23 protein-coding genes are annotated in these 24673 nt (G+C 37.7%); 14 read left to right on the top strand and 9 right to left on the bottom strand.

Going from position 1 to position 24673, the window contains the following annotated elements:
* Positions 1-162 precede the first annotated feature (162 nt).
* The 3 genes from ML543_RS17025 to ML543_RS03095 are packed head-to-tail and all read right to left on the bottom strand — an operon-like array spanning position 163 to position 3565.
* Positions 163-1332 carry a glycosyltransferase family 4 protein gene (locus ML543_RS17025; protein ID WP_243385671.1) on the bottom strand — a complete coding sequence of 390 codons (1170 nt, stop codon included), beginning with the start codon at positions 1330-1332 and terminating at the stop codon, positions 163-165.
* Between the two features lie 5 nt (positions 1333-1337).
* Positions 1338-2285: an NAD-dependent epimerase/dehydratase family protein gene (locus ML543_RS03100; RefSeq protein WP_243385670.1), complete on the bottom strand. Its 948-nt coding sequence runs from the start codon at positions 2283-2285 to the stop codon at positions 1338-1340.
* Positions 2282-3565, bottom strand: a complete 1284-nt coding sequence (locus ML543_RS03095; protein ID WP_243385669.1) for a UDP-glucose dehydrogenase family protein — start codon at positions 3563-3565, stop codon at positions 2282-2284. Before ML543_RS03095 ends, ML543_RS03100 begins: the two co-directional genes overlap by 4 nt.
* Positions 3566-3793: 228 nt before the next feature.
* Here ML543_RS03095 and ML543_RS03090 point away from each other — a divergent pair, with 228 nt between their 5' ends.
* The gene (locus tag ML543_RS03090; protein ID WP_243385668.1) at positions 3794-4597 is read left to right on the top strand and encodes a UTP--glucose-1-phosphate uridylyltransferase; all 804 of its coding nucleotides are present in this window, start codon (positions 3794-3796) and stop codon (positions 4595-4597) included.
* Between the two features lie 6 nt (positions 4598-4603).
* On the top strand, positions 4604-5689 hold the full coding sequence (locus ML543_RS03085) for a glycosyltransferase (protein WP_243385667.1): 1086 nt from the start codon (positions 4604-4606) through the stop codon (positions 5687-5689).
* A 334-nt stretch (positions 5690-6023) separates the two neighbouring features.
* Here ML543_RS03085 and ML543_RS03080 read toward each other — a convergent pair whose 3' ends face one another.
* Both ML543_RS03080 and ML543_RS03075 read right to left on the bottom strand, forming a co-directional pair.
* Positions 6024-6815, bottom strand: a complete 792-nt coding sequence (locus ML543_RS03080) for a HipA family kinase (RefSeq protein WP_243385666.1) — start codon at positions 6813-6815, stop codon at positions 6024-6026.
* A 32-nt stretch (positions 6816-6847) separates the two neighbouring features.
* Positions 6848-7126, bottom strand: a complete 279-nt coding sequence (locus ML543_RS03075) for a hypothetical protein (RefSeq protein WP_243385665.1) — start codon at positions 7124-7126, stop codon at positions 6848-6850.
* Between the two features lie 138 nt (positions 7127-7264).
* Here ML543_RS03075 and ML543_RS03070 point away from each other — a divergent pair, with 138 nt between their 5' ends.
* From ML543_RS03070 to ML543_RS03060, 3 genes are all read left to right on the top strand, one after another.
* Positions 7265-7612: a DUF1360 domain-containing protein gene (locus ML543_RS03070; RefSeq protein ID WP_243385664.1), complete on the top strand. Its 348-nt coding sequence runs from the start codon at positions 7265-7267 to the stop codon at positions 7610-7612.
* Positions 7613-7979: 367 nt separating this feature from the next.
* Positions 7980-9038 (top strand): glycosyltransferase, encoded by a 1059-nt coding sequence (locus ML543_RS03065; RefSeq protein ID WP_243385663.1) that lies wholly within the window; start codon positions 7980-7982, stop codon positions 9036-9038.
* A gap of 3 nt (positions 9039-9041) precedes the next feature.
* Positions 9042-10181 carry a hypothetical protein gene (locus ML543_RS03060; protein WP_243385662.1) on the top strand — a complete coding sequence of 380 codons (1140 nt, stop codon included), beginning with the start codon at positions 9042-9044 and terminating at the stop codon, positions 10179-10181.
* 111 nt (positions 10182-10292) lie between these two features.
* Here the strand turns inward: ML543_RS03060 and ML543_RS03055 are convergent, their stop codons facing one another.
* On the bottom strand, positions 10293-10889 hold the full coding sequence (locus tag ML543_RS03055; RefSeq protein ID WP_243385661.1) for a TetR/AcrR family transcriptional regulator: 597 nt from the start codon (positions 10887-10889) through the stop codon (positions 10293-10295).
* Between the two features lie 122 nt (positions 10890-11011).
* Between ML543_RS03055 and ML543_RS03050 the strand changes: the two genes are divergently transcribed.
* The 4 genes from ML543_RS03050 to ML543_RS03035 all read left to right on the top strand — a co-directional run bounded on the left by ML543_RS03050 (position 11012) and on the right by ML543_RS03035 (position 17703).
* On the top strand, positions 11012-12004 hold the full coding sequence (locus ML543_RS03050) for an NADPH:quinone oxidoreductase family protein (protein ID WP_243385660.1): 993 nt from the start codon (positions 11012-11014) through the stop codon (positions 12002-12004).
* A gap of 197 nt (positions 12005-12201) precedes the next feature.
* Positions 12202-13341, top strand: a complete 1140-nt coding sequence (locus tag ML543_RS03045) for a pullulanase X25 domain-containing protein (RefSeq protein ID WP_243385659.1) — start codon at positions 12202-12204, stop codon at positions 13339-13341.
* An 8-nt stretch (positions 13342-13349) separates the two neighbouring features.
* Positions 13350-17189, top strand: coding sequence for an alpha-amylase family glycosyl hydrolase (locus tag ML543_RS03040; RefSeq protein ID WP_243385658.1), 3840 nt, complete (start codon positions 13350-13352; stop codon positions 17187-17189).
* A 127-nt stretch (positions 17190-17316) separates the two neighbouring features.
* Positions 17317-17703: a YbaN family protein gene (locus ML543_RS03035; protein ID WP_243385657.1), complete on the top strand. Its 387-nt coding sequence runs from the start codon at positions 17317-17319 to the stop codon at positions 17701-17703.
* A 468-nt stretch (positions 17704-18171) separates the two neighbouring features.
* Here ML543_RS03035 and ML543_RS03030 read toward each other — a convergent pair whose 3' ends face one another.
* Both ML543_RS03030 and ML543_RS03025 read right to left on the bottom strand, forming a co-directional pair.
* Positions 18172-18969, bottom strand: a complete 798-nt coding sequence (locus ML543_RS03030; RefSeq protein ID WP_243385656.1) for a hypothetical protein — start codon at positions 18967-18969, stop codon at positions 18172-18174.
* A gap of 150 nt (positions 18970-19119) precedes the next feature.
* Entirely contained in the window at positions 19120-19794 is a 675-nt protein-coding gene (locus ML543_RS03025) for a BMQ_0737 family morphogenetic spore coat protein (RefSeq protein ID WP_243385655.1), read from the bottom strand.
* A gap of 253 nt (positions 19795-20047) precedes the next feature.
* On the opposite strand from ML543_RS03025, the gene ML543_RS03020 reads away from it, so the two are divergent.
* The 5 genes from ML543_RS03020 (at position 20048) to spoVIF (ending at position 21840) form a co-directional block, all read left to right on the top strand.
* Positions 20048-20437: an MreC domain-containing protein gene (locus tag ML543_RS03020; protein WP_243385654.1), complete on the top strand. Its 390-nt coding sequence runs from the start codon at positions 20048-20050 to the stop codon at positions 20435-20437.
* Positions 20438-20502: 65 nt separating this feature from the next.
* On the top strand, positions 20503-20631 hold the full coding sequence (locus ML543_RS16890) for a hypothetical protein (protein WP_279326525.1): 129 nt from the start codon (positions 20503-20505) through the stop codon (positions 20629-20631).
* An 88-nt stretch (positions 20632-20719) separates the two neighbouring features.
* A complete protein-coding gene (locus ML543_RS03015; RefSeq protein ID WP_243385653.1) occupies positions 20720-20962 on the top strand; it encodes a hypothetical protein in 243 nt (80 codons plus the stop codon).
* A 146-nt stretch (positions 20963-21108) separates the two neighbouring features.
* A complete protein-coding gene (locus ML543_RS03010; protein ID WP_243385652.1) occupies positions 21109-21231 on the top strand; it encodes a YjcZ family sporulation protein in 123 nt (40 codons plus the stop codon).
* A gap of 345 nt (positions 21232-21576) precedes the next feature.
* Positions 21577-21840: a sporulation-specific transcription regulator SpoVIF gene (gene spoVIF, locus ML543_RS03005; protein WP_243385651.1), complete on the top strand. Its 264-nt coding sequence runs from the start codon at positions 21577-21579 to the stop codon at positions 21838-21840.
* Between the two features lie 464 nt (positions 21841-22304).
* Here the strand turns inward: spoVIF and ML543_RS03000 are convergent, their stop codons facing one another.
* A complete protein-coding gene (locus ML543_RS03000) occupies positions 22305-24554 on the bottom strand; it encodes an ATP-dependent helicase (RefSeq protein ID WP_243385650.1) in 2250 nt (749 codons plus the stop codon).
* Between the last annotated feature and the right edge of the window lie 119 nt (positions 24555-24673).

The raw sequence follows: 24673 nt of genomic DNA, 5'->3' as shown, positions 1-24673 counted from the left end.
GTGTATAGTCCCCTGAGTCCTCTATTTTATAGGGCTCAGGTTATTTGTTTTTTAGCCATAATGAGCATATAAAAATCCCCTTTCTAATAGACAAGTGTTTATAGCCTATTAGTAGGGGATTTTATCCTATTCCCGTTGATACAGTCTCCGATGCAATTTGTTTTAGTTTGAGAAAGGTTTTGAGGGTTTTAAATGCTTCTTTAACGCTTCTCTATACACAGCTTCATACCTTGCCGCTACATGCTTAAATTGAAAGTTTTGTTCGATAAACTTTCTACCGTTATTGCCAAATTGTTTGCTTAATTCTGGATGATTTAACAAAAATGAAATCGTTTTTGCGAAGCTTTTTGGGTCTTGGTATTTTTCGATGACTATACCGTTAAAACCATTAAATACAACTTCATTATTTCCACCTCTGTTTGTTGTTATGATGGGGAGGGAGGAAGCCATTGCTTCGTAATGTATACGAGCCAATGGTTCATGCCATTGTGAACTACATACTAATAAATCTGATGCTAACATAAATTCTGGTATTTGGTTTGAAGGAATGAATTGGGTGAAGATTACCGAATTACCTAATGGTTTTGCCTCTTCGTACAATTTACGAACATAATCATTTACACCATTGTCACTAAACCATTTGCCTCCTACGATAAGTAGCACGACATCTTGATCCATATTGTTTAGGTGATTCATTGCTTGAATGAGAATGTGAGGACCTTTTGTTTTACTCAAACGGCCTACGAATAATACAACTTTCTTATCTCCGATATTAAAAGTTGATCGTATGTCATCACGTATTTTATTACTGATAGGTGAATTTTTCTCAGGGTACTGACTCATATCAACTCCTGAATAAGTAACAAAAGTCTTATTTTTTGCTTCGGGATATCGAATGGTTATTGACCGTTTAATATATTCGCTAACTGTTGCAATACAATCAGCTAGCTGAATACTTTGTGAGGCTTCTTGTGGATTAATTTTCAAAGGTGAAAACATGTCATTATGCAAGCTCAAAACAATTGCACTGTTCGGGGAAACATTTCGAATTTCCTGTACAATTTTTGGTCGGTTAAAGATGTGAATAACATTGAAGCTTTCATTTTTCAGATAATCAATGATATAAGAGTAATAATCATGTTGAGGGAACCTTATATATTGAATTCCATTTTGTTCTTCTTTATGAGGGAGATTTTCATCACAAATGGAAAAAATCACAATCGAAAATTTCTCGCTTAAAAAAGGAGTTATGCCATCGATCATAATTTGTATTGCTCCTCCCTTAATAGCAGGTAAAGGGAGTTTCTCTGTACATATTAAAGCAAGTCGCACGACTATCACTCCTTTAAAATGGATTGAATATAGGAAATTTCCTTTGTGAGTCCTTCCAAAAGAGTAACCTTTGGATGATAGTTCAGTATTGTTTGTGCTAAAGATATGTCTGCATAGGTATGCTTAGGCTCACCATGAATAGCAGGAAGGTATGATATCGTTGCTTTTTCCCCGGTTAGCTGTTCTAAAAGCTGGATGACTTCATTAACACTTGCTCTTTCTAACCCTCCAAGATTGAACGTTTTTCCAATCGCTTCTTTCTTTTTCATGGCAGCCATAATACCATTCACGCAGTCCGAAATATAAGTAAAATCTCTCGACTGTGTTCCATCGCCGAAAACCGTTATTGGCTTATTGGTTAATATTTGTTTAATAAAGGTGTGAAATGCCATATCTGGCCTTTGGCGAGGTCCATAAACGGTGAAAAATCGTAATATGACTATCGGAATTTGAAAATTTTTCCTGTATAATCGACACAAATGCTCACCTGCCAATTTGGTTACACCGTAAGGAGATAATGGTTCTGGTAATTCATTTTCACTCACTTTACCACTTTTTTGCCCGTAAATAGATGAAGTTGATGCGTAAATAAATCGTGTATCAGGGGAGGATTTCAATGCTTCTAAAAAGCGCTGTGTAACCTGTATATTATTTGTTACATACGGTTCGAAGTCACTTCCCCAACTTGAGCGGACACCTGGAATACCTGCTAAATGGACAACGATGTCGACGGATTTCAATAAAGCATGTAGATCTGTAATATATAAGTCTTTTTGCATGAACGTGAACCGTGGGTGATTCATCAGTTTCGATAATGAACCTTGCTTTAAGGGGTACGGAGTTGGTCCAATAAAATGATCTACTCCAATTACATGATTTTCTTTATTTTCTAGTAATTTTTCACATAAGTGTGATCCGATAAACCCTGCTGCTCCTGTCACTAAAATATTCATGATCGTCCAACCCCGAAGTATTTAAAACCAGCTTTTTTTATTGTTTCTGAATCTAAAGAATTACGCCCATCAAAAATATTGTAGTTGTTCATCCGACGCTTTACTTCAACCCAATCTAAATCTTTATGTTCAGACCAATCTGTGGCTATCACAAGTGCTTGTGATCCGTTAATGGCTTCATATGGTGATTGAAATTGAGGGATTTGTTCCAAGTCTTTTGGCAATTTTGCTTCTGGATCATACACACGAATATCGTAACCAGTTTGGTGGAGTTGACGAATTACTTCAACTGCAGGTGAACAGCGAATGTCGTCTGTATTTGGTTTAAATGCAACTCCTAGAATAGCGATAGGGTGATCCATTGTTCTAATATTTTCCTTAACTTTTTCTATAAAATAGTGGACTTGGGAGTTATTCACTGATTGAACAGCATTTAAAATTGAGGTTGAGATTCCTTTTTCCTTAGCACTAAAGACTAATGCTTGTAAATCCTTTGGAAAACAAGAACCTCCATACCCAATACCCGCTTGAAGAAAATGTGGACCTATACGCTGATCTTCTCCCATTCCTTTAGCAACTTCTGTCACATCAACATCAAACGCATCACAAATGCGTGAAAGTTCATTTATATAAGATATTTTGGTAGCTAAGAATGCATTGGACGCATACTTAATCATTTCAGCTCCAGTTGGACTACTTATTACCCAAGGGGCTTGAATGGAGTGATAGATTCTTTTCATTATATTTAGCGTTTGTTTATCATCAGGATCTATCCCTATCACGATTCGATCGGGGTATCGGCTATCATATATAGCTGAACCTTCACGTAAGAATTCTGGATTTGACACAATCGAAAATAATTTAGGATCTATCCCTTTTTGGATTAAATGTTCATAACATTTAATGTTTGTTCCAGGGGGAACCGTGCTTTTAATTACAATAACCTTTTGTACCGTAAGATAAGAGGAAATATCATCAAGTGCTGAAAATAAATAAGATAAATTAGTGCTTCCATCGTGACATGAGGGAGTACCGACAGTGATGAAAATGACTTCAGATAGTTCCACAGCTTTTTTTATATCTGTCGTAAAAGAAAGTCGTTGTTTATTTCTTTTTACGCATTCTTCAAGGCCGGGCTCATAAATTGTGATCTCACCATTAGCCAATTTACTTATTTTCTTTTCATTAATATCTACGCATATGACATGGTGGCTTAATTCAGCCAGGATTGCAGCAGTTGTTAATCCAACATACCCTGTTCCGATAATACAAATATTCATGAAAGCGCTCCTTTCCAGCTATCGCAATCGTTCTTTTAATAACGTATAAGTTTTTCATTCATTTTGTGATGGGATAAATGCCTAAAAATTTAGCGCAGTGGAAATGAGAACTCATACGGGACAACTTTCGGGAAGGGAAGGATAGAATATGATGAGTTAGAGACTTTCTTGAGTATTGGATTGTAGATTGTATGATGAGAAGATTGAGAGAAAGGAAAGGCGAAGTCTATGGTTAAAAAAGCAATTATTCCTGCTGCTGGATATGGTACGAGAGGTTTGCCAATAACAAAGGTCATCCCAAAAGAGATGTTTCCGATAGGAGTTAAACCGGCAATTCAATATATTGTTGAAGAAGCAATGGAAGCTGGAATAGAGCAAATCTTAGTCATTGTGTCCCGATCTAAAAGCATGATCGTGGATTATTTTGACGAATCGTTAGAGCTTGAAACATTTTTAGAAAAAAGCAATAAACAGCATTTGAAGGGAAAACTTGATATTCCTAAAATTCAACTGTATTATACAAGGCAACCTTATGCAAAAGGTCTTGGAGATGCAATTAGATTAGGGGAAACATTTGTCGGAAATGAACCTTTTGCCGTCTTACTTCCTGATGACATAATCGTTTCAAAAAAAGAGGGTGCCATTACAGAACTCATTAAACAATATGAGAAAAAAAGAGCTAGTATTGTAGGCCTGAAGAAAATGGAATGGAACCAATTGCATCAATATGGGGTTATCGGAGGAAAGAAAGAAACTGACGGGCTATACAAGATTGATAATATCGTAGAAAAACCAAAGGCCGACCCTCCATCTAACATGGCCGTCGTTGGACGCTATGTGTTCACTCCTGCAATTTTTCCACTTCTTAAGTCGTTGCAGGTGGGAAAAGGCGGTGAGTTTCAATTGACAGATGCCATTCAAGATTTACTTAAAATAGAACAGTGTTTCGGAAAATGTATCACGGGTGAACGTTTTGATATTGGAAAAGTAGAGGATTATTTGGATATAGTCCTGAAGATGAAAAAGGAGTGACACAATGTGAAGACGATAGCCCATTATTTATTAGAGGATATAAAAGTAAATCAAGGATTTATCTATAACCAGATGAATTATCAAGGAAACTATCGTTCTATCGTATTTGGTCCATTTGATAAGCCTAATAATACTGACTTTCCATTTGAACATTTTTTTAATCTAAATGATATCGACAGTCTTACTGACTTTTTTCAACTTGAAAACATTATTGCAATTCACGCTCATCATGGGAAACATGCTGTTGAAATTGCTCCAATAGCTATTCAATGCAATGTTCCACTAATTGTTAGTATTAGAGGGGCAGATGGATCGACGCAGTCTGATAAGTTGATGAACCGTAATATGGCTAGGTATCGGTCATTAATTAAACATAAAACCTTATTCTTGCCAGTATGTGACTTTTTAAGGAATGAACTGTTAAAATTAGGCATACCTGAAGAAAAAGTTCGTGTATTATATGGAGGGATTGATGTCAATTTATTTAAATATAAAGAACGTGCATTACCTTCCGAAGGGGATATAAATCTCGTATCGGTTGGGAGGTTGGTAGAAAAGAAAGGGCACGAAAGCCTTATTAAAGCAATGAGACACATTCATGAAAAAGAGCCGAGGGTTAAACTAGCAATTATTGGAGAAGGGAAAGAGAGGGGGAAACTAGAAACACTTATCCGTGATCTCCAGTTAGAAGGAGTTGTTTCGCTCGAAGGGAAAAAAACGTCTTTACAAATTGCGGAGTACCTTAATTCCTCTCATTTGTTTTGCTTGCCGAGCATTACGGCTTCAAACGGAGATGTTGAAGGGATTCCAAATGCCTTAAAAGAAGCTATGGCAAGTGGAATTCCAGTTATCTCGACGAATCATGGCGGTATACCAGAGTTAATTACACATTTAGAGTCAGGTTATCTCGTTCGAGAGAATGATGTGCTAGAGATTGTTGAAGGTGTTAGTTATTTTTTAAATCATCAATATAGGTGGAAGGAAATTTCTAAAAATGCACGTCATGTTATTGAAGAGAAATTTAACTTGAAAAAACAATTAGAGGTTCAACATGATTTATATCGTTTGCTCGAGGAACTCCCTTTAACATAGTAGGGAGCTTTTTTGTGAGGAAGTATTTGAAATGAAAACAATACATCATGTTTTCATTTCAAATAACTGGGATGTTCCTATTGTATATATCTTATTTGCTTGGTTTATGTATACAGGAAAGTGGTACGGATCGGTTTAGGGAGTAGGGGCTGTTAAGTAAAAAAGGGTGTTGAGAATGGTGGTACTTAATTGATGGTGAGTTCACCTGTGCTTGGATTCTATAATTATTACGGTTTTCGAGCGAAAGGTTGGATCGTCTATCTGTTATCAGAATGATGGTTCATGTAAGTATTGGTTAAACATGGATAAAAAAGACAGCTCTCTTGCTGCCTTTTTAAACATATTTGTGATAAGAAAGAAAAGAGCTCATATATTCTTCTAAATCATGCTGTTGATTCATTAAAAAAGAAAGTAGGGCTTCTTTTTCAACTTTAGTGACTTCCCACTCTTTTGGTATATCATCAAGAATTTCTTTTATGATGTTTTCCTCTAGTAGTTTAATCTCGTGTGCACTCTCGTATAGCTCATTTTCATTCGGAATATGGCTCAGTGCCCATTTGTAGATCGGCATATTATATCGGTGTTCGGGAGTCAATTTTAACGTTTCTTTATCCCATAAATAATCCCCAGGAAAGCATTTTCCATGGTCAATCATTTGTATAGATATTTCATTTTCCGTAATACAGCTTATTAGCAAATTTGTTCGACTTCTATCCATATTCACTATCCAAAAATCGAATGCAATCATACGAGCCAGTTGCTGCTGATTTTTTATTGAAAAAGATCTTATTTTGTCTTCTATTTGTTTAAATGGCTGTGCTTTTTCGTTGTAAGGAATAGCCAAATGCACGTTCCCTTGCATTCGACTTCCTTTTATTTGTGGGACTTTTGAGCATAATTCAGGGGATAAGGAAATAACGTGAACAGGTGCAACGGGAAGGTTGAGCAAAGCTGCTAACTTCCCGGCAATAAATTCATTCACAACTTCACGTTTCCTGTAATGTTTGACTCGATGAAATTTAACCACATATTTTAATCCGATATCACTTAAGAAAAGGCGAGTGTAATCCTCACCAAGGATTTGAAGATATTGGACAATTTTTGGAGATTGATTTGTATTTTGCATAATGATTCCCCTTGTGATTGACAAAACATATATTATTCTACTTCATCTTGATCCAAGTCTATTGAGCCGTCAGGTGTTTGGATTGAAAGGATCTCTTTTTTATTAACCGTTATTTCTTTACCACCATTTGGATAGAATCGATCGATTTCTATATTTACCGTATCAGTATCTTCCTCAAAGCCCTGAAAACTTGCCTCATAATAGCTACCGTCTTCAGTGTGTATGGTTACTTCAGTATCTTTTTGTACCGTTTTTAATTGATTACTAATTTCATTATCTTGATAGTGAAGAATAACTCTAAATATAGCCATATTCTCCCCTCCTAACTACTCACAGTATATGGATATTACATCAGGATGTTTGGGTTTTTGACTATATTTATATAAATAAAAATAATAACCAAATCTTAACATAAGATGTATTAATCGGTGAAAGTTGGGAGGAGAATAATGAGTGTTTTTGAATTCATTTTATTAGTGTTAGCAACTTTTCGATTAACCAGATTACTTGTATTTGATAAGATTACAAATTTTATTCGAAAGCCATTCCACAACATTGTGGAAGAAACACTGCCAGATGGGACTATCCAAGAATTCATAGTCATCAAAGGACAAGGCATAAGAAAGTGGATGGGGGAATTATTAAGTTGCTATTGGTGTACAGGAGTTTGGTGTGCAATTTTCATTTATGGACTTTATCGATACTTCTTTTTCATTTCTGAACCATTAATCATTATACTAGCGATATCGTCATTATCCGCCATAATCGAAACGATTGTTAGCAGGGTAAATGAATAATAAATATCTAATGATTTCTTTTCATTGCCTTCAATCATCGTACAAAAATAATTATATTTCCGGATCAATAAAAGAAAAGGGTGTCCCACGTTAATTAGGGACATCCTTATTATGTTTAAATAAAAGTGCAGCAGTCGACTTTAAAAGAAGTTGACTTTCTTTACTATACGAATAATCGTCATTGAATGAACTATTGAAGCAATGTAATGTAATTTCGAGAATATCAAAATATTGTTCAAACTATTTCGATTGACTGATATAAAGGGAAAAATGAATTGGGACATATTTACACTCCTTTTGTCCAATCAAGTGTTTAAGCATTGAATAATCTATTAATGTCATCGTTATTCGAAAGGAGAAGATTTATTTGTCAACAATTATGCATTTGAATTTACGTGTTGACCCTACACAATATATTCAGCAAATTCGTCAAGTTCCTGGCTATGATTATATTCACTTAGTTAGAGCGCCAAAGCATATGACCGATCTTTCTTTACTGAATGAGAAGGTTCATTACTTAAATAATATTTGGTCAAAGAAAGATTTTGTGAAAGAGCATGATATTCAGCTGATGCATGCTCATCATGCTCAATTAGGGTTATTATTATTACCTTTTAAAGAAGAAACCGGAATTCCCCTCGTAACGAGTATTAGGGGGAGGGATGCTACGTTAGCAAATCAACCGGTTAATTATTTGGAAAGCATGAAAGAATTATTTGATAAAGGGGACTGTTTCTTCCCTGTATGTCATTATTTGGCTGAGAGAATAAGTGATTGGGGATGTCCAGTGGGAAAAATAAAGGTGCTTTATGGCGGGGTCGACTTAGAAAAGTTTCGTTATCGTCAACCTTCTTATTCTGGGTCAATCAACATATTATCCGTTGGAAGGTTAGTTGAGAAAAAAGGACACCATATTTTAATGGAGGCATTTAGTCGAATAAAAGATAAATTCCCAAATGCGTCTTTAACAATAGTAGGAAGTGGTGTACTTAAAGAGCAGCTTCTTACGTTAGCTAAAACATTAGAATTAGGGGATTCTTTTAAACTCATTAATTCTATTCATAAGGATAGAGTTTATGAATATATGCAAAAGGCGGATATCTTTTGCGCAGCAAGCATGGTGTCGTCAAATGGTGATGTTGAAGGGATACCTAATACGTTAAAGGAAGCAATGGCGAGCGGTCTTCCTGTTATTTCAACCTATCATGCAGGCATCCCAGAATTAATAGACCACAATAAAGATGGACTACTTGTAGAAGAGAAGAATGTGGATGAATTAGCACAAGCACTCGAATATATGATGAGGAACGATTCAACTTGGAAAAATTTATCCTTAGCGGGAAGAAAAAAAGTAGAAGAAAAGTTCGATCTTAAGCAGCAATTGAAACAACAAGCTACCTTTTACAATGAATTGTTAGGAGGATAAAAATTGGATAAGTTTCAATCAATTAATGTTTCAAAAGGTAAAAAGACATTAGAAATTAAAAATAGTAGTGGCTACCCTCTAATCGGCTCTGGGGCACAAGGAGCCGTTTTTAAACTCTCAGAAGAACGTTGTGTAAAGGTATATGCACGTGAGGAACAAGCAAAGATGGAACAAAAGGCTTTAAAGGCTGGTAGTCACTTACCGTTTTTTCCTAAAGTGTTTGAAGTTGGAAAGAACTATATAGTTATGGAATATTTTGATGCTCCAACATTAAAGGAATATTTAAATGGATGCACATACATGCCAGAATCTATTACCATTAAACTATTGGACCTTCTAAAAGAGTTCAAAAAGTCAAAATTTACGATGATTGATGCTCCTTTAAGACATATTTTTGTATTAAAGAATCAGGACTTAAAAGTAATCGACCACGTGAACGCATTTAAACGTAATCATCCAGTTCCTTTAAAACTTTTGAGAGATTTAGACCTACTCTTTTTAAAAGATTCTTTTCTTTCACAAGTGAAAAAGATAGAACCAAAAATATACGAGGAATGGATGAAATATTATCAAATAGATAAAGTAGATTTTGAAAAAATAGAGGTATACTCTGAGAAAGGAAATTCAGTAAAAGTAGATAGTACGTTAGCTCACCAATTAATTGGCAAAGGACATCAAGGAGCTGTTTTCCGTATTAAGGAGAATCAATGTGTGAAGGTTTATGGTAAAAAGGATCATGCAAAACAAGAGCAAAAAGTGTTAATGTCATGTCAGCATTTATCTTTTATACCGAAAGTTTATGAAGTAGGTTCGAATTATATTGTTATGGAATATCTTTTAGGACCTGACTTGAACACTTATTTAAAGAAGCAAACGGAACTCTCTGAAGAAATATCCATGCACCTATACGATATGCTTAAGTCAATGAAGCAATCAGGATTTAAACAAATTGATGCACCGCTTCGACACATCATTGTAACTCCTCAAGGGTTTAAACTTTTAGATCACGTTTATTCATTGTCACGGAAACAAGAAAAACCAATTGAACTATTTGAAAACTTGGAGAAATTAAACTTCCTTGAAAGTTTTTTAGAATATGTTAAGAACAGAGACTCATCATTATATAAAGAATGGATGAAATAAAATTTAAAAAGGAAGATTTCTCCTTATGTAATTAACAATAAGAGACATCTTGCCCTATTATGTGGGTTAGGGCTGTGATGCCTCTTTTATACATAAAAGGTCAATGAGTAATCACTTGCCTTCTAATATCAACTCTCTAATTGCTACATGACACATCTCCTTATAATCAGCATGATCTTTATCATTTCCACTCATTAACCACTGGATTAATAATCCATCAATTAGTGCTCGAATCATTTTCGCTGACGATTCGGGATTAAGAGATTCATCAAACACTCCTTCTTCTTGTCCTTGTACAATGATGGAACGAGCAATGGTGAAACAGTTTTCATAAAAGGTTTGGTTGATTTCACGGTACGTGTCATTTTGACTCGCTTTCGCAATAAAGTCTAAGTACACGCGGTAAAAGGTTTTGTTTTTCTCAGGAGAGATGAATACAGAGTCAATATACGCCCGTAACTTTCCCTCAGCTGTCGACTGTTTTGCGATTGCTTCATGATGCCCCCTTGCAATCTGTTCCGTTATGGAAGCTAACAGTTTAGATAAGACATCCTCTTTATTTTCAAAGTAATAGTGAACGACCCCTTTACTGACCTTCGCAAAGTCTGCGATATCTTGAAGTGTAACGGATTCATATCCTTTTTCCGCTACGGCATGATAGGCTGCAGATAAGATCTGCTTTTGTCTTTCTTCCGCTTTTTTCTTCATGTTGAAAACCTCCGACATTTCTCTTCCTATTAGTATACATGATTTTGTGGAGAAAAAATATTTTGACCGGTCAGTATAAAAATATTATGATAGAGATAACCAATGAAAAGGGGGAGAAAGTAATGAACGAAAACTTTACGGCTTTTGTCGTGGAAAAAAACGAAGATACCTTTATAGCAGACTACAAGTCTTTAACAGTAAACGATTTACCAGAAGGTGAAGTATTAATAAAAGTTGAATATTCGAGCGTCAATTACAAAGATGGTTTAGCTAGTATTCCGAACGGTAAAATTGTTCGTTCCTACCCATTCGTCCCAGGAATCGATTTAGCGGGTGTAGTTGAAAAATCAGAAGACCCTCGATTCCAAAAAGGAGACCGTGTCATTGCGACAAGTTATGAAATTGGTGTGTCACATTACGGTGGATTCAGTGAGTACGCAAAAATTCCTGCTGAATGGGTCGTCCCACTTCCAGACGGGTTAACATTAAAAGAAGCTATGATCTACGGAACTGCAGGCTTTACCGCTGCGTTATCCGTTCATCGTCTAGAAGAAAATGGCGTGACACCAGAGAAGGGCAAAGTGCTTGTAACGGGGGCGACAGGTGGCGTTGGGAGTATGGCGGTTGCGATGCTAGCTAAGCGTGGCTTTGAAGTGGTCGCAAGTACAGGTAAGCAAACAGAAGTAGATTATTTACATACACTTGGCGCAAAAGAAGTAATCAATCGAAATGAAATAATCGGTGAAAAAATTAAACCGCTTGATAAACAAATATGGCAAGCAGCTGTTGATCCGGTTGGTGGGGAATCGCTCGCTGCGGTTCTAAGTAAAATTCAATACGGTGGCTCTGTCGCTGTTAGTGGCTTAACTGGTGGAGCAAACGTCCCAACAACAGTTTTCCCATTCATTTTACGAGGTGTTTCACTTTTAGGCATTGATTCAGTCTATTGCCCGATGGAATTACGAAAAACATTATGGAAGCGAATGGCGACTGATTTAAAACCTCAAGCTGCTATCGACTCGATCGGAGTTGAAGTCTCATTTTCTGAGTTGAAAGATGTTTTGTCCAACATATTAAAAGGACGAGTACGAGGACGGACAGTTGTAAAAGTCTAACAAATCAGGCTGTTTAATTGCTCAATAGTTAAAAAACTCTTTTGGAACATCTTTTCCTTAAGAGTTTTTTTGTTCCCCAAATGCCATTCTAGGACTATATTCTTATTGAAATTTTCTGACAATTATTAAATAATGGTTTATGAAATCGTTTGCACTACCTTTTGTGCAACGTATAAAAGTGGAATGGGGGATAGAGCGTGAGTAAGAAGAATTTTAGGGGTTTAGCTGTATTACTAGTAATCATCCTTTTTTTACAGCCATTTATTCAAACGTTTGCACTGCATGTGAATGCTGAAGGGAAACAAGAGCGAACGGTGACGCTTGTTGGAAACTTTCAAGATGAGCTTGGGGGAGAACAAGATTGGGATCCTGCATCCACCGTTACGATTATGAAGCACGATGGGAATCAATTTTATTCCTATTCAGCAACACTACCAGCAGGGGATTATGAATACAAAATTGCCATAAATGGTAGTTGGGATGAAAATTATGGAACATTCGGGGTTTTGAATGGTGAAAATATTAAACTGAATCTCACACAAGAAACAACGGTGCACTTTTACTATCATGATGGGACACATAGCGTGACCGATTCTCGCTATTATACCCCTATACTAGAAGAGAAGCGACCAAGAATTGCGGGAAGCCTTCAGCCGTTCATTCAAGCTGGAGATGAATGGTCACCGGATACCTCGACAGCCCTTTTCTATGATGATAATTTTGATGGAATATATACCTATACGACCATCGTACCGAAAGGGAACTATGAATATAAAGTTGTATTAGGAAATCAATGGGGTGAAGAATACCCAAATCAAAATGCACAGTTAAACGTACTACAAGATACAGAGATTACATTTTATTTCGATGCAAAGTCGAAAAAAGTTTCAACGAATTATTCAACGAATGAGTCAGACCAAAAAGTTGAAAAAGAGAAACTATACCACAATACGTGGGAAAAGGCGTATCGTAATCCATTCGGGGCCATTCCAGTTGGTGAGGAGGTTCGTTTACGTCTAGCAGCAGGAAAAAATGACCTGACAAGAGCTTCTGTAGAGATTAAAAACTATCAAACAGGAACCTCGAAAGTCATAACCCTAACGAAAAAAGCGACAATTCAAGAAGAAACCCTCGGGGAAGTTGACATTTGGGAAGGGGATTTCACACCAAAAGAAAAAGGTGTGTACGGATATAAATTTATTGTAGCAGATGGGGAATCTGTTGCTGAATACGGGGAAGATTCCGAGCAAGGAGGAACAGGAAAAGCAGTTGATCAAAATGCCGAACTATTTCAGTTGACGGTATTTGATCCTAATTTAAAACACCGGATTGGATGAAGGAATCCGTGGTCTATCAAATCTTCCCCGACCGCTTTAATAATGGGAACATAGAAAATGATGAGGCGAAAACGAATGCTCGTGGGAATGAACCAATTGAAAGGAAAGAATGGGGAGACTTACCTGATAATCCCCGATTAAATGGTTCATCGGGATATGATGGAGATGGAATATGGAGTAATGATTTCTTTGGAGGAGATATTAAAGGAATACATGAAAAGCTAGATTACATTCAATCTCTCGGTGTGAACACCTTATATTTAAACCCGATTGCCAAAGCGGCATCGAATCATAAGTACGATGCTACAGATTTTAAAACAATTGATCCGGTGTTTGGCTCTCCAGAGGAGTTTAATGCTTTTACTGAAGAACTTGCCCATCGCAATATGCACCTTATTTTGGATGGGGTTTTCAATCATGTGGGGGATGACTCGATTTATTTCGACAGATATGGAAAATACGAAACGGTTGGTGCCTACGAATACTGGTCAAAAGTCTATGATTATATGAATCAAGATGGAATATCAGAAGAGGAAGCTCGTAAACAAGCAGAAGAGGATTTCATTGAAGAAGGACAAGTCTTTAGTCCGTATGGTTATCACTTATGGTTTAACATTCAAAATGAAAAAGTAAAAGAGCAAGGGACGAATGAAGAGATCTATGATTATCAATCTTGGTGGGGATTTACGAGTTTACCTGAAATCAAGTCAATTCCAGGTGAAAGCGTTTCATATGATAGTGAATTGAACCAAACCTCATTTGCGAATTATATTATGTACGACGACGACTCAGTCGCGAAATCTTGGATTTTAAATGGCGGTTCTGGTTGGCGTTTAGATGTTGCGAACGAAGTAGATCCAGCGTTTTGGAGAGAATTCCGGAACGAATTAAAATCAGATGATTTAGCTGGGGACGGAGCGACCCTTAAAGAAGGTGAACAGCCTTTAATCCTTGGAGAAATTTGGGACGATGCATCTAAATATTTCTTAGGTGATCAATACGATTCCGTGATGAATTACCGATTCCGTGGCGCGGTCGAAACCTTTTTAAAAAGCGGAGATGCCAAAAAGCAGGAAGCAGCGTTAAAAGCCATTCACGAAGATTACCCGAGTGAAGCCTTTTACGCATTGATGAACTTAATGGGTTCTCATGATACCCCAAGAGCTATATTCCTATTAGGTGGTGGAACGGACGCAAGTGAACGAGCAGAATATGATGCTAACTACAATTATGAGCTTGGGAAAAAACGGTTAAAGTTAGCGGCTATTTTTCAAATGGGGTATCCTGGTGCACCTACGATTTACTATGGAGATGAAGCCGGTGTAACAGGCTCGAAGGACCCGGATGATCGTCGCACGTATCCGTGGGGAAGTGAAGACAAAGAGCTGATTCAACATTATCAAAAAGTAGGGAAAGTACGTACCGAATATCAAGATCTTCTTGCATATGGAAAAATACATCATGTGTATGCAGAAGGAGATGTCATGGCGTATGCTCGTACAAATGACAAACAAGGAGCACTTATTGCCATTAACCGTGCAAATGAAGCGAAAACAATCACAATTCAACTAGATGAAGTTTTACCGAATGGAGCATCCTTTATCGATCAACTCGATGAATCATATGAGACAATTACAACAAATAACGAAATCAAGATTGAAATCCCTGCGATGAGTGGTCGAATGCTAATCGCTGATGCGTTACCGAAAGCTCCAGAGCCAATTTCCAATTTAACAGGTAAGGCTGGGGAAGGGGAAGTATCGCTTTCGTGGAATCCATCACCTACCTCCGATGTAGAATACGTTGTGTTTAAGACCAATTTAACAGGTGCTTTCTACAAAGAAATCGGTACGACAACGGAAACACATTTTCAAGTAGATGGCTTACAAAACGGACAAGAACATTATTTAGCCGTTGTAGTAAAAGACAAACATGGGAATATGTCTGAAAAAGTAGAGAGTGAACGAATGATTCCTCATTACGATTTATCTAACGGATGGGTTGGAAATTTGACGCAGCTTCAAGATGATACCCTTGATTTAGCGAAAACCTATGAAATAGCTGCTGAGCTATATATAAAAGGGGTAACGGAAAATGAACAAGCAGAAGGTATCATTGCAAAGCTACAAGTGAAGAAGCAAGGGGAAGATCACTGGACGGATATAAAAGCTGTTTATACAGAACAAGATGGAAATAACAATGTGTACAGAGGAATCTTTTCACCTGTTGAAAGTGGTAGCTATGAATATCGAATGGCCTTCTCAAGCGATTTAGGTGATAGCTGGATATATACAGACAGCACCCAAATCGTGACCCTTCACCCAAGCGATGATAAGGAACCGCCTGCTAGTCGCATGACGCTCGACCAGCCTGTAAAAGAATCAGGGCAGGTAAACCTTCATTGGTCAATTGAACAACCAGCGGATGACGCATACATGGTCATGATTTACCGCGATAATCAAGTATTGAAAAAGATATATGACATCACAAAAACTACCTATAGAGATTATGACGTAACGAATGGGCAAACGTATTCGTATCAAGTTAAGCTATACGACCGTGCTGGAAATGTCTTAGAGTCGAATGCTGTAACAGTTACACCTGAAATTGTCATGGTAGAAGTGACCTTTAAGGTTCAAGCACCAGACTACACGCCATTAAATTCAACCATAACGATTCCAAATAGTTTAAATGGGTGGAATACAGGTGGCTGGGAAATGTCTAGAAATGGTGCTGTTACGCCTAACTGGGAGTATACTGTAGAAGTACAAGAAGGAACAGAAATTACGTACAAATACGTGAAAGGTAACTCATGGGATCAAGAAGGTCTTGCCGATCATACCCCTTATGACAACAATGACGATGATATTAGCTTTTACGGTTATGGAGCTCCAGGTACAGACTTGAAAGTTGTTGTAAAAAACGAAGGAAACAACAAAATGATAGTTGAAGATAAGATTTTGCGATGGATTGATCAACCAATCGTCATTCAATCGCCACAAGATAATTTTGTAACTGACGAAGACACAGTAACTATAACTGGAAATGCTATTAAAGACGGGGTATTGACGATTAATGGAGAATCGGTACCAATCAAAGATGATATGAGTTTCCAACAAGAAGTAAATCTTTCAGATGGTGAAAACATCATCCACCTACACATTGAGCCGTCAGAAAAAAGTAAACAGGACATTTTTAAAGGGGACGGTGGAGCGATTGCGAAAAACACGAGAGACGATACTATTACCGTCGTGAAAAAGTCTTCAACCGTTCCAGCGAGTGAAATTAATTTAAAGCATCCGAAGCAAGTTGATCAAAACGTCTCATTAGAATGGAACTATATTAACTTTAACCGAGACGATGTCCATTCTCTGATTATCGTCCGAAACGGAGAAAATTACAAAACCATCAATGACCCACAAGTAACTGAATATATTGATACGGACGTTGAAATCGGAGAAGAATATCAGTACGTAATCATATTAAAAGGAAAATCTGGAAACGAAGTGAAGTCGAATACTGTATCCATTACACCAGAAAACGCTGTAATTGTTGTCTGGAAACAATTTACGAGTCATCAAAACTCTGAAGAAGCATCAAAACAACTTGTACACTTAGTTGAAACGGAAGCATACACGCCGAAAGAAGTAAAAGAAATAATCGTTGAAACGATAAAAAAGGATCATAATCTTTCTAAGTCAACGTTGAAAAAGGTGAATAACTATGCTGAACAAATCAAGAAAAGGTTAGAAAAGCTCCAAAAGAAGAATGAGAAGAAAGACAAGGAAACGAGGAAAGTGGCTCAACAATTGGAAAAATTAAAAGATGCCCTAGCAAAATCTCTATAAATAGAAAAATGAAGTCTATTAGAAACAAATTTTCTAATAGACTTTTTTCTTTATCTTTTAGTGGACAGATTCGATTCATTTTGGCAAAATCAAATAGTACTCAGGCAATAGGTTTGGAGGAGAAAACATGGTGAAAAGAGCTTTATTATTATCAATCGGATTTATTTCGTTAGCCGCAGGAATTATTGGTGTTTACTTACCGCTTTTACCAACAACTCCTTTTATCCTATTGGCTTTGGTTTGCTTTTCTAAAAGTTCAGATCGATTTCATTCTTGGTTAATTTCGACGAACCTATATAAAAAATATGTAAAAGAATTTCAAGAGACACGTGCGGTATCTTTTGCAAATAAAATAAAGATTCTTCTTTTTCTATATGTATCCGTCGGCATTTCCATTTACTTCATCGATTATCGCTTCATTCGCCTCGGATTAGTTGGTATGTTGATTTTGCAAACGTATGTATTGCTTTTTAAAGTAAAAACACGAAAGCCAAAAAAAGAACACGAATCATAAAGAAAAATAGAGGCGACTGCCCAGCGACGTACGAACGGGAGGCACTCCCGCACTGAGATAAAGGAGAACCTGCGAGTAAATCGAGCAGAAATCGACTTATCGTAGGGGAGGGAGTGACTCGTTCGCAAGTCGCTAGGAGCCGAAACTAGACAAGACAAGAAAAGTAGAGGCGACTCGAAATAGGCTAGACCGTTTTGACACAGCTTAAGAGTTCCTACAGGATTGTAGGAACTCTTTTTTATTGTTGCAGAAAGTTTACGTTCAATAAAGTGTTAAAGTATTCTCTTTACCGTTTTTTTGGTGTCTAGCTCCAAGCGCCATCAGCTCGGGTCGCTTCGGCCCTGCTGTGGCGAAGGAAGCCTCCTTGCGGGTCCTAAAGCGCCCTTCGCCTAAGGACTTGCGCATTGCGCTTTTCTTGTAATGGTTAAGGACGGAGAGTCTTCATTTTAAAACTTGTCGTTTCGCCCTCTAAAAGTTAATGATGATATTGTTTAAAGCGCGTTGTCCTTTCGGAATTTCTTTACAATAAATAAAGCCATCGAGGATCACCGCATTTTTTTCTGCAGGCTTATCGAGCTTTGCATCGAACTGGGAAAAGGAGATTGATTCGTTCGGTTTGAGCGAATCTATTCCTAAAGGTTTCAACCAATACTCACCAGTTTCTTTAATCTTTTCCATCCAATTTTCGTGAATGAATGCCCATTGCAAGAAGGGAGTATCTTCGTAATGAAGAGGTTCTTTCCTCTTATGCATGACAATTTTTCCGCTGAGCTTACCGGCTTCCTTTGGTGAAACTTTTAAGCAGATGATAATATCATGCAATGGGACATTTCCTGTATTCTTCAACTGATACTCCCCGATAATGCTTACTTGTTGTTCATCTTTAGACGGCAAAATGGTTGAATGGGAGAAATAGCTCATAAAAGATGGATTTACTTCTTCTTTCTCCTGTTTTGCCTCAGCTACGGCTTTTTTTAATATTGTATTTGCTTGATTTTTTTCTTCTTCTAGCTCTACTTCCATTTGCATCACCTTATGCTCTAAAGCAGATATTTTCTTTTCATAATTATCAATGTTTTTTGTTTGCGCTTCCGCCAGTTTACTTTGTAAATATTGAATCCGAGTATGCTCCTTTTTCAATTGTTGTTCATATTCTTTAACTTTAGCTTGGTAGTGAGCAATTTCCGATTTATATCGTAAAAGCTTTTGTTCGAGTTGAAGATAGCGGTCTTTATGATTTTGTTCTGAAGAAGGATCACGCTTCATTCGCCTTCCTCCTTTATCTGTAATAAATGAAAGTACGATTAATTTTTTTCTAGAGTCTTTCACTTTTCTTACTTCATATGTATGTAATAGAAAAGAAATTCATTTCATATAAAAAAATAAAGGCTGCTTATACCAGCAGCCTTGTTTAGGTTAGTGGGCTGGGAATACTTCAGGACATTGTGGTGGGAATTTTTCTGTTGGGCAAATATCAATTGGATTGATGTTTTCTTCACGTGGTTTACAGAAGCGAGCTTCTACTTCAAGTTTCACATCTGCTTCTACCTGTACGTCTAAGCATAGTGTGATTGAAACATCTAATTGTTCGAAGTCATCTGTACAAATAAGAGCAGCGTCACATTCAACAAATGTTACCTCGCATTCAACTTCAGTACCTTCTGGTGCGCAAAGAACGAATGTCTGAGCTGTTGCGAATGTAATTGGATATTGAGATCGACAGATGACATCGTCGTTTGCATCCAGGATTTCAACATTTACTTTACCTTTTACAAGGATTTTTACCTTTTGAAGTACGACTTCATCACCATTTGGTAATGTAACAACGACATCTAAGCGACCGTTTGGTTGTGCGATTTCTTCACAGAATAGTGTATCTTCAATAACATTACACTTTACAGAGAACGGCCCTAAATGTTTATGGTCTTTTAAAAATTGGCAGATGTCAGATTGAGAATGCCCGTCACATTTGAAGAAATTGTCTAAGTCTCCATTTGATTTACTGATTAATGGTAAATCAACTTGGCGAGTTACCCAATCATACACTTTACGTGTTTTAATACAAACTTTTTCTTTATGCTTGTGACTCACGTCTTTTCCTCCTTACAATTTTTATCCCCCGTGACAAATATCTTGGTGCTAGGGTCTACTGTATAGTATGAATGAACCCAATAGATGTGCCGTGATAGGAGCGGAAATTTTTTTTGGCATAAAGGACAGGCACGTTGAATTTGTTTTATAGTAGGAAGAATTCAAGGTGTTAGGGGTTTGTTTTCACTAGCTTACGAAAAGATCCAGTTAAGTGTGAATAATCATTTTGAATAACTTTTAGGGAGTGGGAATTATGAGTAGTCAAGACCGACAAACGATTGCACGGTTAAAGGGGAGAATCGCATACTTACAAGAAGCTCTTGCTCAGGCAAAAGCTGAAATTATGGACTACCGAGAAAATCATCAGCACCAAAAAGAATTATCCCGTCTCGAAAGTGAAAATGCTGTTCTAAAAGAGTTGCTAGCAAAATATGAAAAAATTGACCTTGAAAAATACGAAGCTGTAATGGAAGAAAATAAAAAGCTGAAGCAAAAACAAGTGGAGGAAAAACAACCGATTATTCCTTCTCAAATGAATTTAAATGTTACCTCCCAACCTGCCGTCAGTGCGGATGACTGGTTTTTAAACAATTTGAAAAGCCAATCTTCTACGAAGCAAAGCACAAAAAAGGAAGAAAGATAGTCCATCCGCTGAAAACAAACGCATTCTCCTCAACATATGATAATCATAGAACAGGAGGGGATAAGATGAACCAAAAAAGACGTCCACAAAGTTCTATAGTCATTCAAAACTCAAGTAAGCAGTCTCTGGCACAGCCACAAAAAAGGAAGAAAAAAGGTTGTGGTTGTGGGAAAAAATACGTTAAGAACAATTAACCAGGTTTAAAGAACCTGGTTTTTTTTATGGGTGAAAAACACCGGACATTTAAAACGGCATAAAAATAGGGTAAAAGGAGGTTGTAAAATGTTTTCAAACATTGAGCGAGAGTTTTCCAGATTGTTCGAGTGGATATACGATCGACATGACCGAAATATCGAAAAGGGCGATAACTGGATGGAGAGTAAAAGTGCAGAAATCGATCAGCTCCATCAACAAGCCATTGAATTTGAGAGCAAGATGGAACGCCATGCACAACAAATTGAACGGTGGATAAAAGAAAAAGAACCGAAACAGTCGAAGCTGTTTATTTTTGATTCTGATAACTAAAACATGATTGTCTTTTTATCCATGTTATAAATACAGAAGTGAAAAATAGCTCCCAAAATTCCGCTCTTGCCCTACTCTTTTGTCTATTCCACTTTTCGCTTAAGAACATACATTATAGAGAAGATGTAAAGAGGAGGTGGAAGATTATGGGTTACGGATATAACAACTGTGGATATGGATATGGTGGCGGTTACTACGGTAACACTTTCGTATTGATCGTAGTCTTATTCATTCTTTTAATTATTGTTGGTGCAGCATTTGTAAGATAATAAGCTTTGTGCATAAAATGCACAAAAATTTGAGTACGTGTTAATAAAGGTGAGCTACTGATAAGAGGATGGAGAGTCTGCCTGCTTCGCTAGGCAGGCTCTATTTTGTTGTTACAGAAAGTTTAAGTTCAATAAAGTGTTAAAGTATTCTCTTTACCGTTTTTTTGGTGTTTAGCTCCAAGCGCCATCAGCTCGGGTCGCTTCGGTCCTGCTGTGGCGACGGAAGCCTCCTCGCAGGTCCTCCAGCGCCCTTCGTCTAAGGACTTGCGCTTTGTGCTTTTCTTAACTTGCACCCTTTTAATCCTTCCTCATACAATATACCATCACGTAAGGAGGATCAAACGAATGGATAATAAATTCTTTAAAAACATTGAGAAAAAAACGGGCGTCAGCATGAATGACGTGTTTGAATTAGCGAACTCTTTACAAAATGCCAACTTTAAAGATGAAGCGACAGTTCGTAGCGTAGTGAAACGTGTATCGCAAATGGCTAATAAAAAAGTACCTAAGGAATTAGAAGATAAAATCGTTCAATCCATCGTCGGCGGTAAGGAGAAAATGGATATCGGCACCATCTCCAAAATGCTCAATGATAACAAAAAGAAGTAAATAAAAAAGCATGGATCGAGATTGATTCCATGCTTTTTTCATTTGTTCAACGATTGAACTTTATTTAAATTAGGGAGCCTTGGTGGAAGTCCTGTAATGTTGGGCGGAAATCCGAACCTATTGGGCGGAAGTCCAGGAACCTTGGGCGAGAATCCGACCCCGTTGGGCGGAAGTTCGTAAACTCGGGCGGTTATCCTTATTCGTTGGGCGAATCCACAAACTTGATGGTCGGAAGTTCAGAAATCTTGGGCGAAATTCCGAACCTATTGGGCGGAAGTCCGCCCCCGTTGGACGAAAGTTCCAACCCATTGGCGGAAATACAGTACCTCGAGTGAAGGCCCAAACTCGTTGGGCGAAAACTCAATTACTCGATTGAACGCCATAACGAAATCCGTACACCCTCCACCTTATTGCGTACAACTCCAAACATGTCCGTATCTCGTTCCAAGTCTCCCTCACTTATTTTAGAGCAATTCGAGTCGTATCGGAGCTAAAAAGCGTGAGCGCTTCGCGGTTTTCCCACGTCGTTTTTGCAAAATAGAAAGTGCGACGTATTTCCGAGCGCGCGTGATGGCTACATAAAGCAAGCGGCGCTCTTCTTCAAGAGGTGCTTCATCGCCATTTCGATACGCTTCGAGTGCATAGTCATGGGGAATTCCCCCATCGACAGCGGATAAAATGTAGACGTTGTCAAACTCCAACCCTTTTGAACGATGAATCGTCATCAGTTGAATTCCACGCTTATGTCGAGAAGCTTTCATTTCTTTCGTTTTGGCAATCATATGGTCAACGTGTTGTAAAAAGGCAGCAACCGAATCGAATTGTTTGGCGATGACTTTTAAGTCTCGGATTTCATCTGACCCTTTTTCCATTTTGTTTCCTTCGTGTCCACGTTTTTTTAGAAAGTCTTGAAAGCCTAAGTCTTTTTCTATGACATCAAGCGCGTGTAGTGGCTTCATTTTTTTCAAGGTCGGTAAGATTCGTTTTACTTTGCGCAATTTTGTCAATTGGAAAGGTTGGAGTCCTTCTAATTTTGGCAACGCTTCAATGAACGAGCAGTCATGTAAAATGGTCATTGCTTTTAGATCATTTAAGGCTGATTGTTTGATAAAAAGCGCTGAAAGTAAATGACCAATGGCATCGACATCATCTTCGTTTACGCTGAGGCGCAAAAACGACAAGATGTTTTTGATCATCTTTTTTTCATAAAACGATTCAAAATCATGTTCGATCTGAAACGGTAAGTTTGATTCAGATAATCGTTCGAAGGCGGCGCGCGCCATCGAGTGTGTACGATATAAAATCGCCATTTCGTTCGGATTTTCGCCATTTTGAATTCGTTCTTTCATATCTTGAATAATAAGGGTAGCTTCTTCTTCCTCATCATAAGGGTAAAAGAAGATTGGCCGCTCGTCCCCGTCAAATTGCGCGAACACCTCTTTTTGATATCGATGATGGTTTCGTTCAATCACTTGATGTGCACAAGAAACAATGGCGTGGTTGGATCGGTAATTCGCTTTTAGCTGAATAATCTTCGCATTTGGGAAGTCTTTGTCGAAGTTTAGAATAATCGAAGGGTCACTTCCGCGAAAATGGTAAATGGATTGGTCGTCATCACCGACAGCAAACACATTTTTTGTCTTGTCACTTAACATTTTCACCAGTTCGTATTGAACGGGGTTAATATCTTGAAATTCGTCAATGAAAAAGTAATCGAATCTCTCTTGATAATGGGTTAATAAATCTTCATTTTGACAAAGCAACTCATAACACTTAATGAGCATGTCGTCGAAATCGAATGTTCCTTTTTCTTCTTTAACGTTTTCATAATGGCTATACAGCGTTTTTACGTCTTTTTCCCAGTCGTCTTTCGGTTGAATATCGGCTGGAGTCATCATCATGTTTTTCCAAAAGGAAATTTGTTGAAGAGCTTGATCAAAAGCAAAATCCTTTTCTTCGATTCCGAGTTCTCGAAGCTTTGGCATAATATATTGTTCCTTTTGCCATTCCCACTTCAACAGACGGTTTGAATCACGCCACTTCGGGTCGTGATGGCAGAGAATACGATAAAAAATGCTGTGAAATGTTCCGGTTAACGGTAGTGGAAGATGAATGTTTCGATTATGTAAGTACGTTTCAATGCGTTCTTTCATTTCCTTTGCCGCTTTTGACGTAAACGTGACGAGCATCATTTTGGTTGGGTCTGTACCATTTTCCATCATATGAACGGCTCTGGATGCTAACACACGTGTTTTACCACTTCCCGCACCGGCTAATACTAATAATGGACCTTCTGTCGTTTCAACCGCTTCTTGTTGGTAACGATCGAGAGGATACGCGTCTTTTGCCTCATTTGTTTGAGGATGAAACGGTTTTGAAACGACAGCTTGCTTAGAAGGGAGCCACGTTGTATGAGAATCTTCCGTCGTTTTGGTAATCGTACGACCTTTAGGAAGACGAAATCCATTTAGTTCAGTTTCATCTTCTGTGTCAACCGCCGCGGCCACAGGCGGAGCCTCCTGCTGTTGACAAACGTCATCATTTCGATGATGAAAGGAAGGAGACTGTTGAATTCCTAAGTACAAGCGAACCACTTCACCGCATTGGATGCAGTGAATGTCACCATGAATGGAAGCTGTATAAATACGTTGGAACTCACTTCGATCTAATCGATCAAGATGAATCAGTCGTTCGTTCCATTTTGCATATTTCAATTTGTAACACTCCTAATTAAATTTGGCTCTTTTCAAAAGGCTCTTTTCTAAAGGATTGTTGCTTTAGTACATGGAGCGGAAGACACGTGACTCCTGCGGGAAGTAGAGGAAAGGTCGAG

The sequence above is a fragment of the Bacillus kexueae genome, from assembly GCF_022809095.1.
Lineage (GTDB): Bacteria > Bacillota > Bacilli > Bacillales > Aeribacillaceae > Bacillus_BZ > Bacillus_BZ kexueae.
This window is presented reverse-complemented; position numbering and strand designations above follow the sequence as displayed.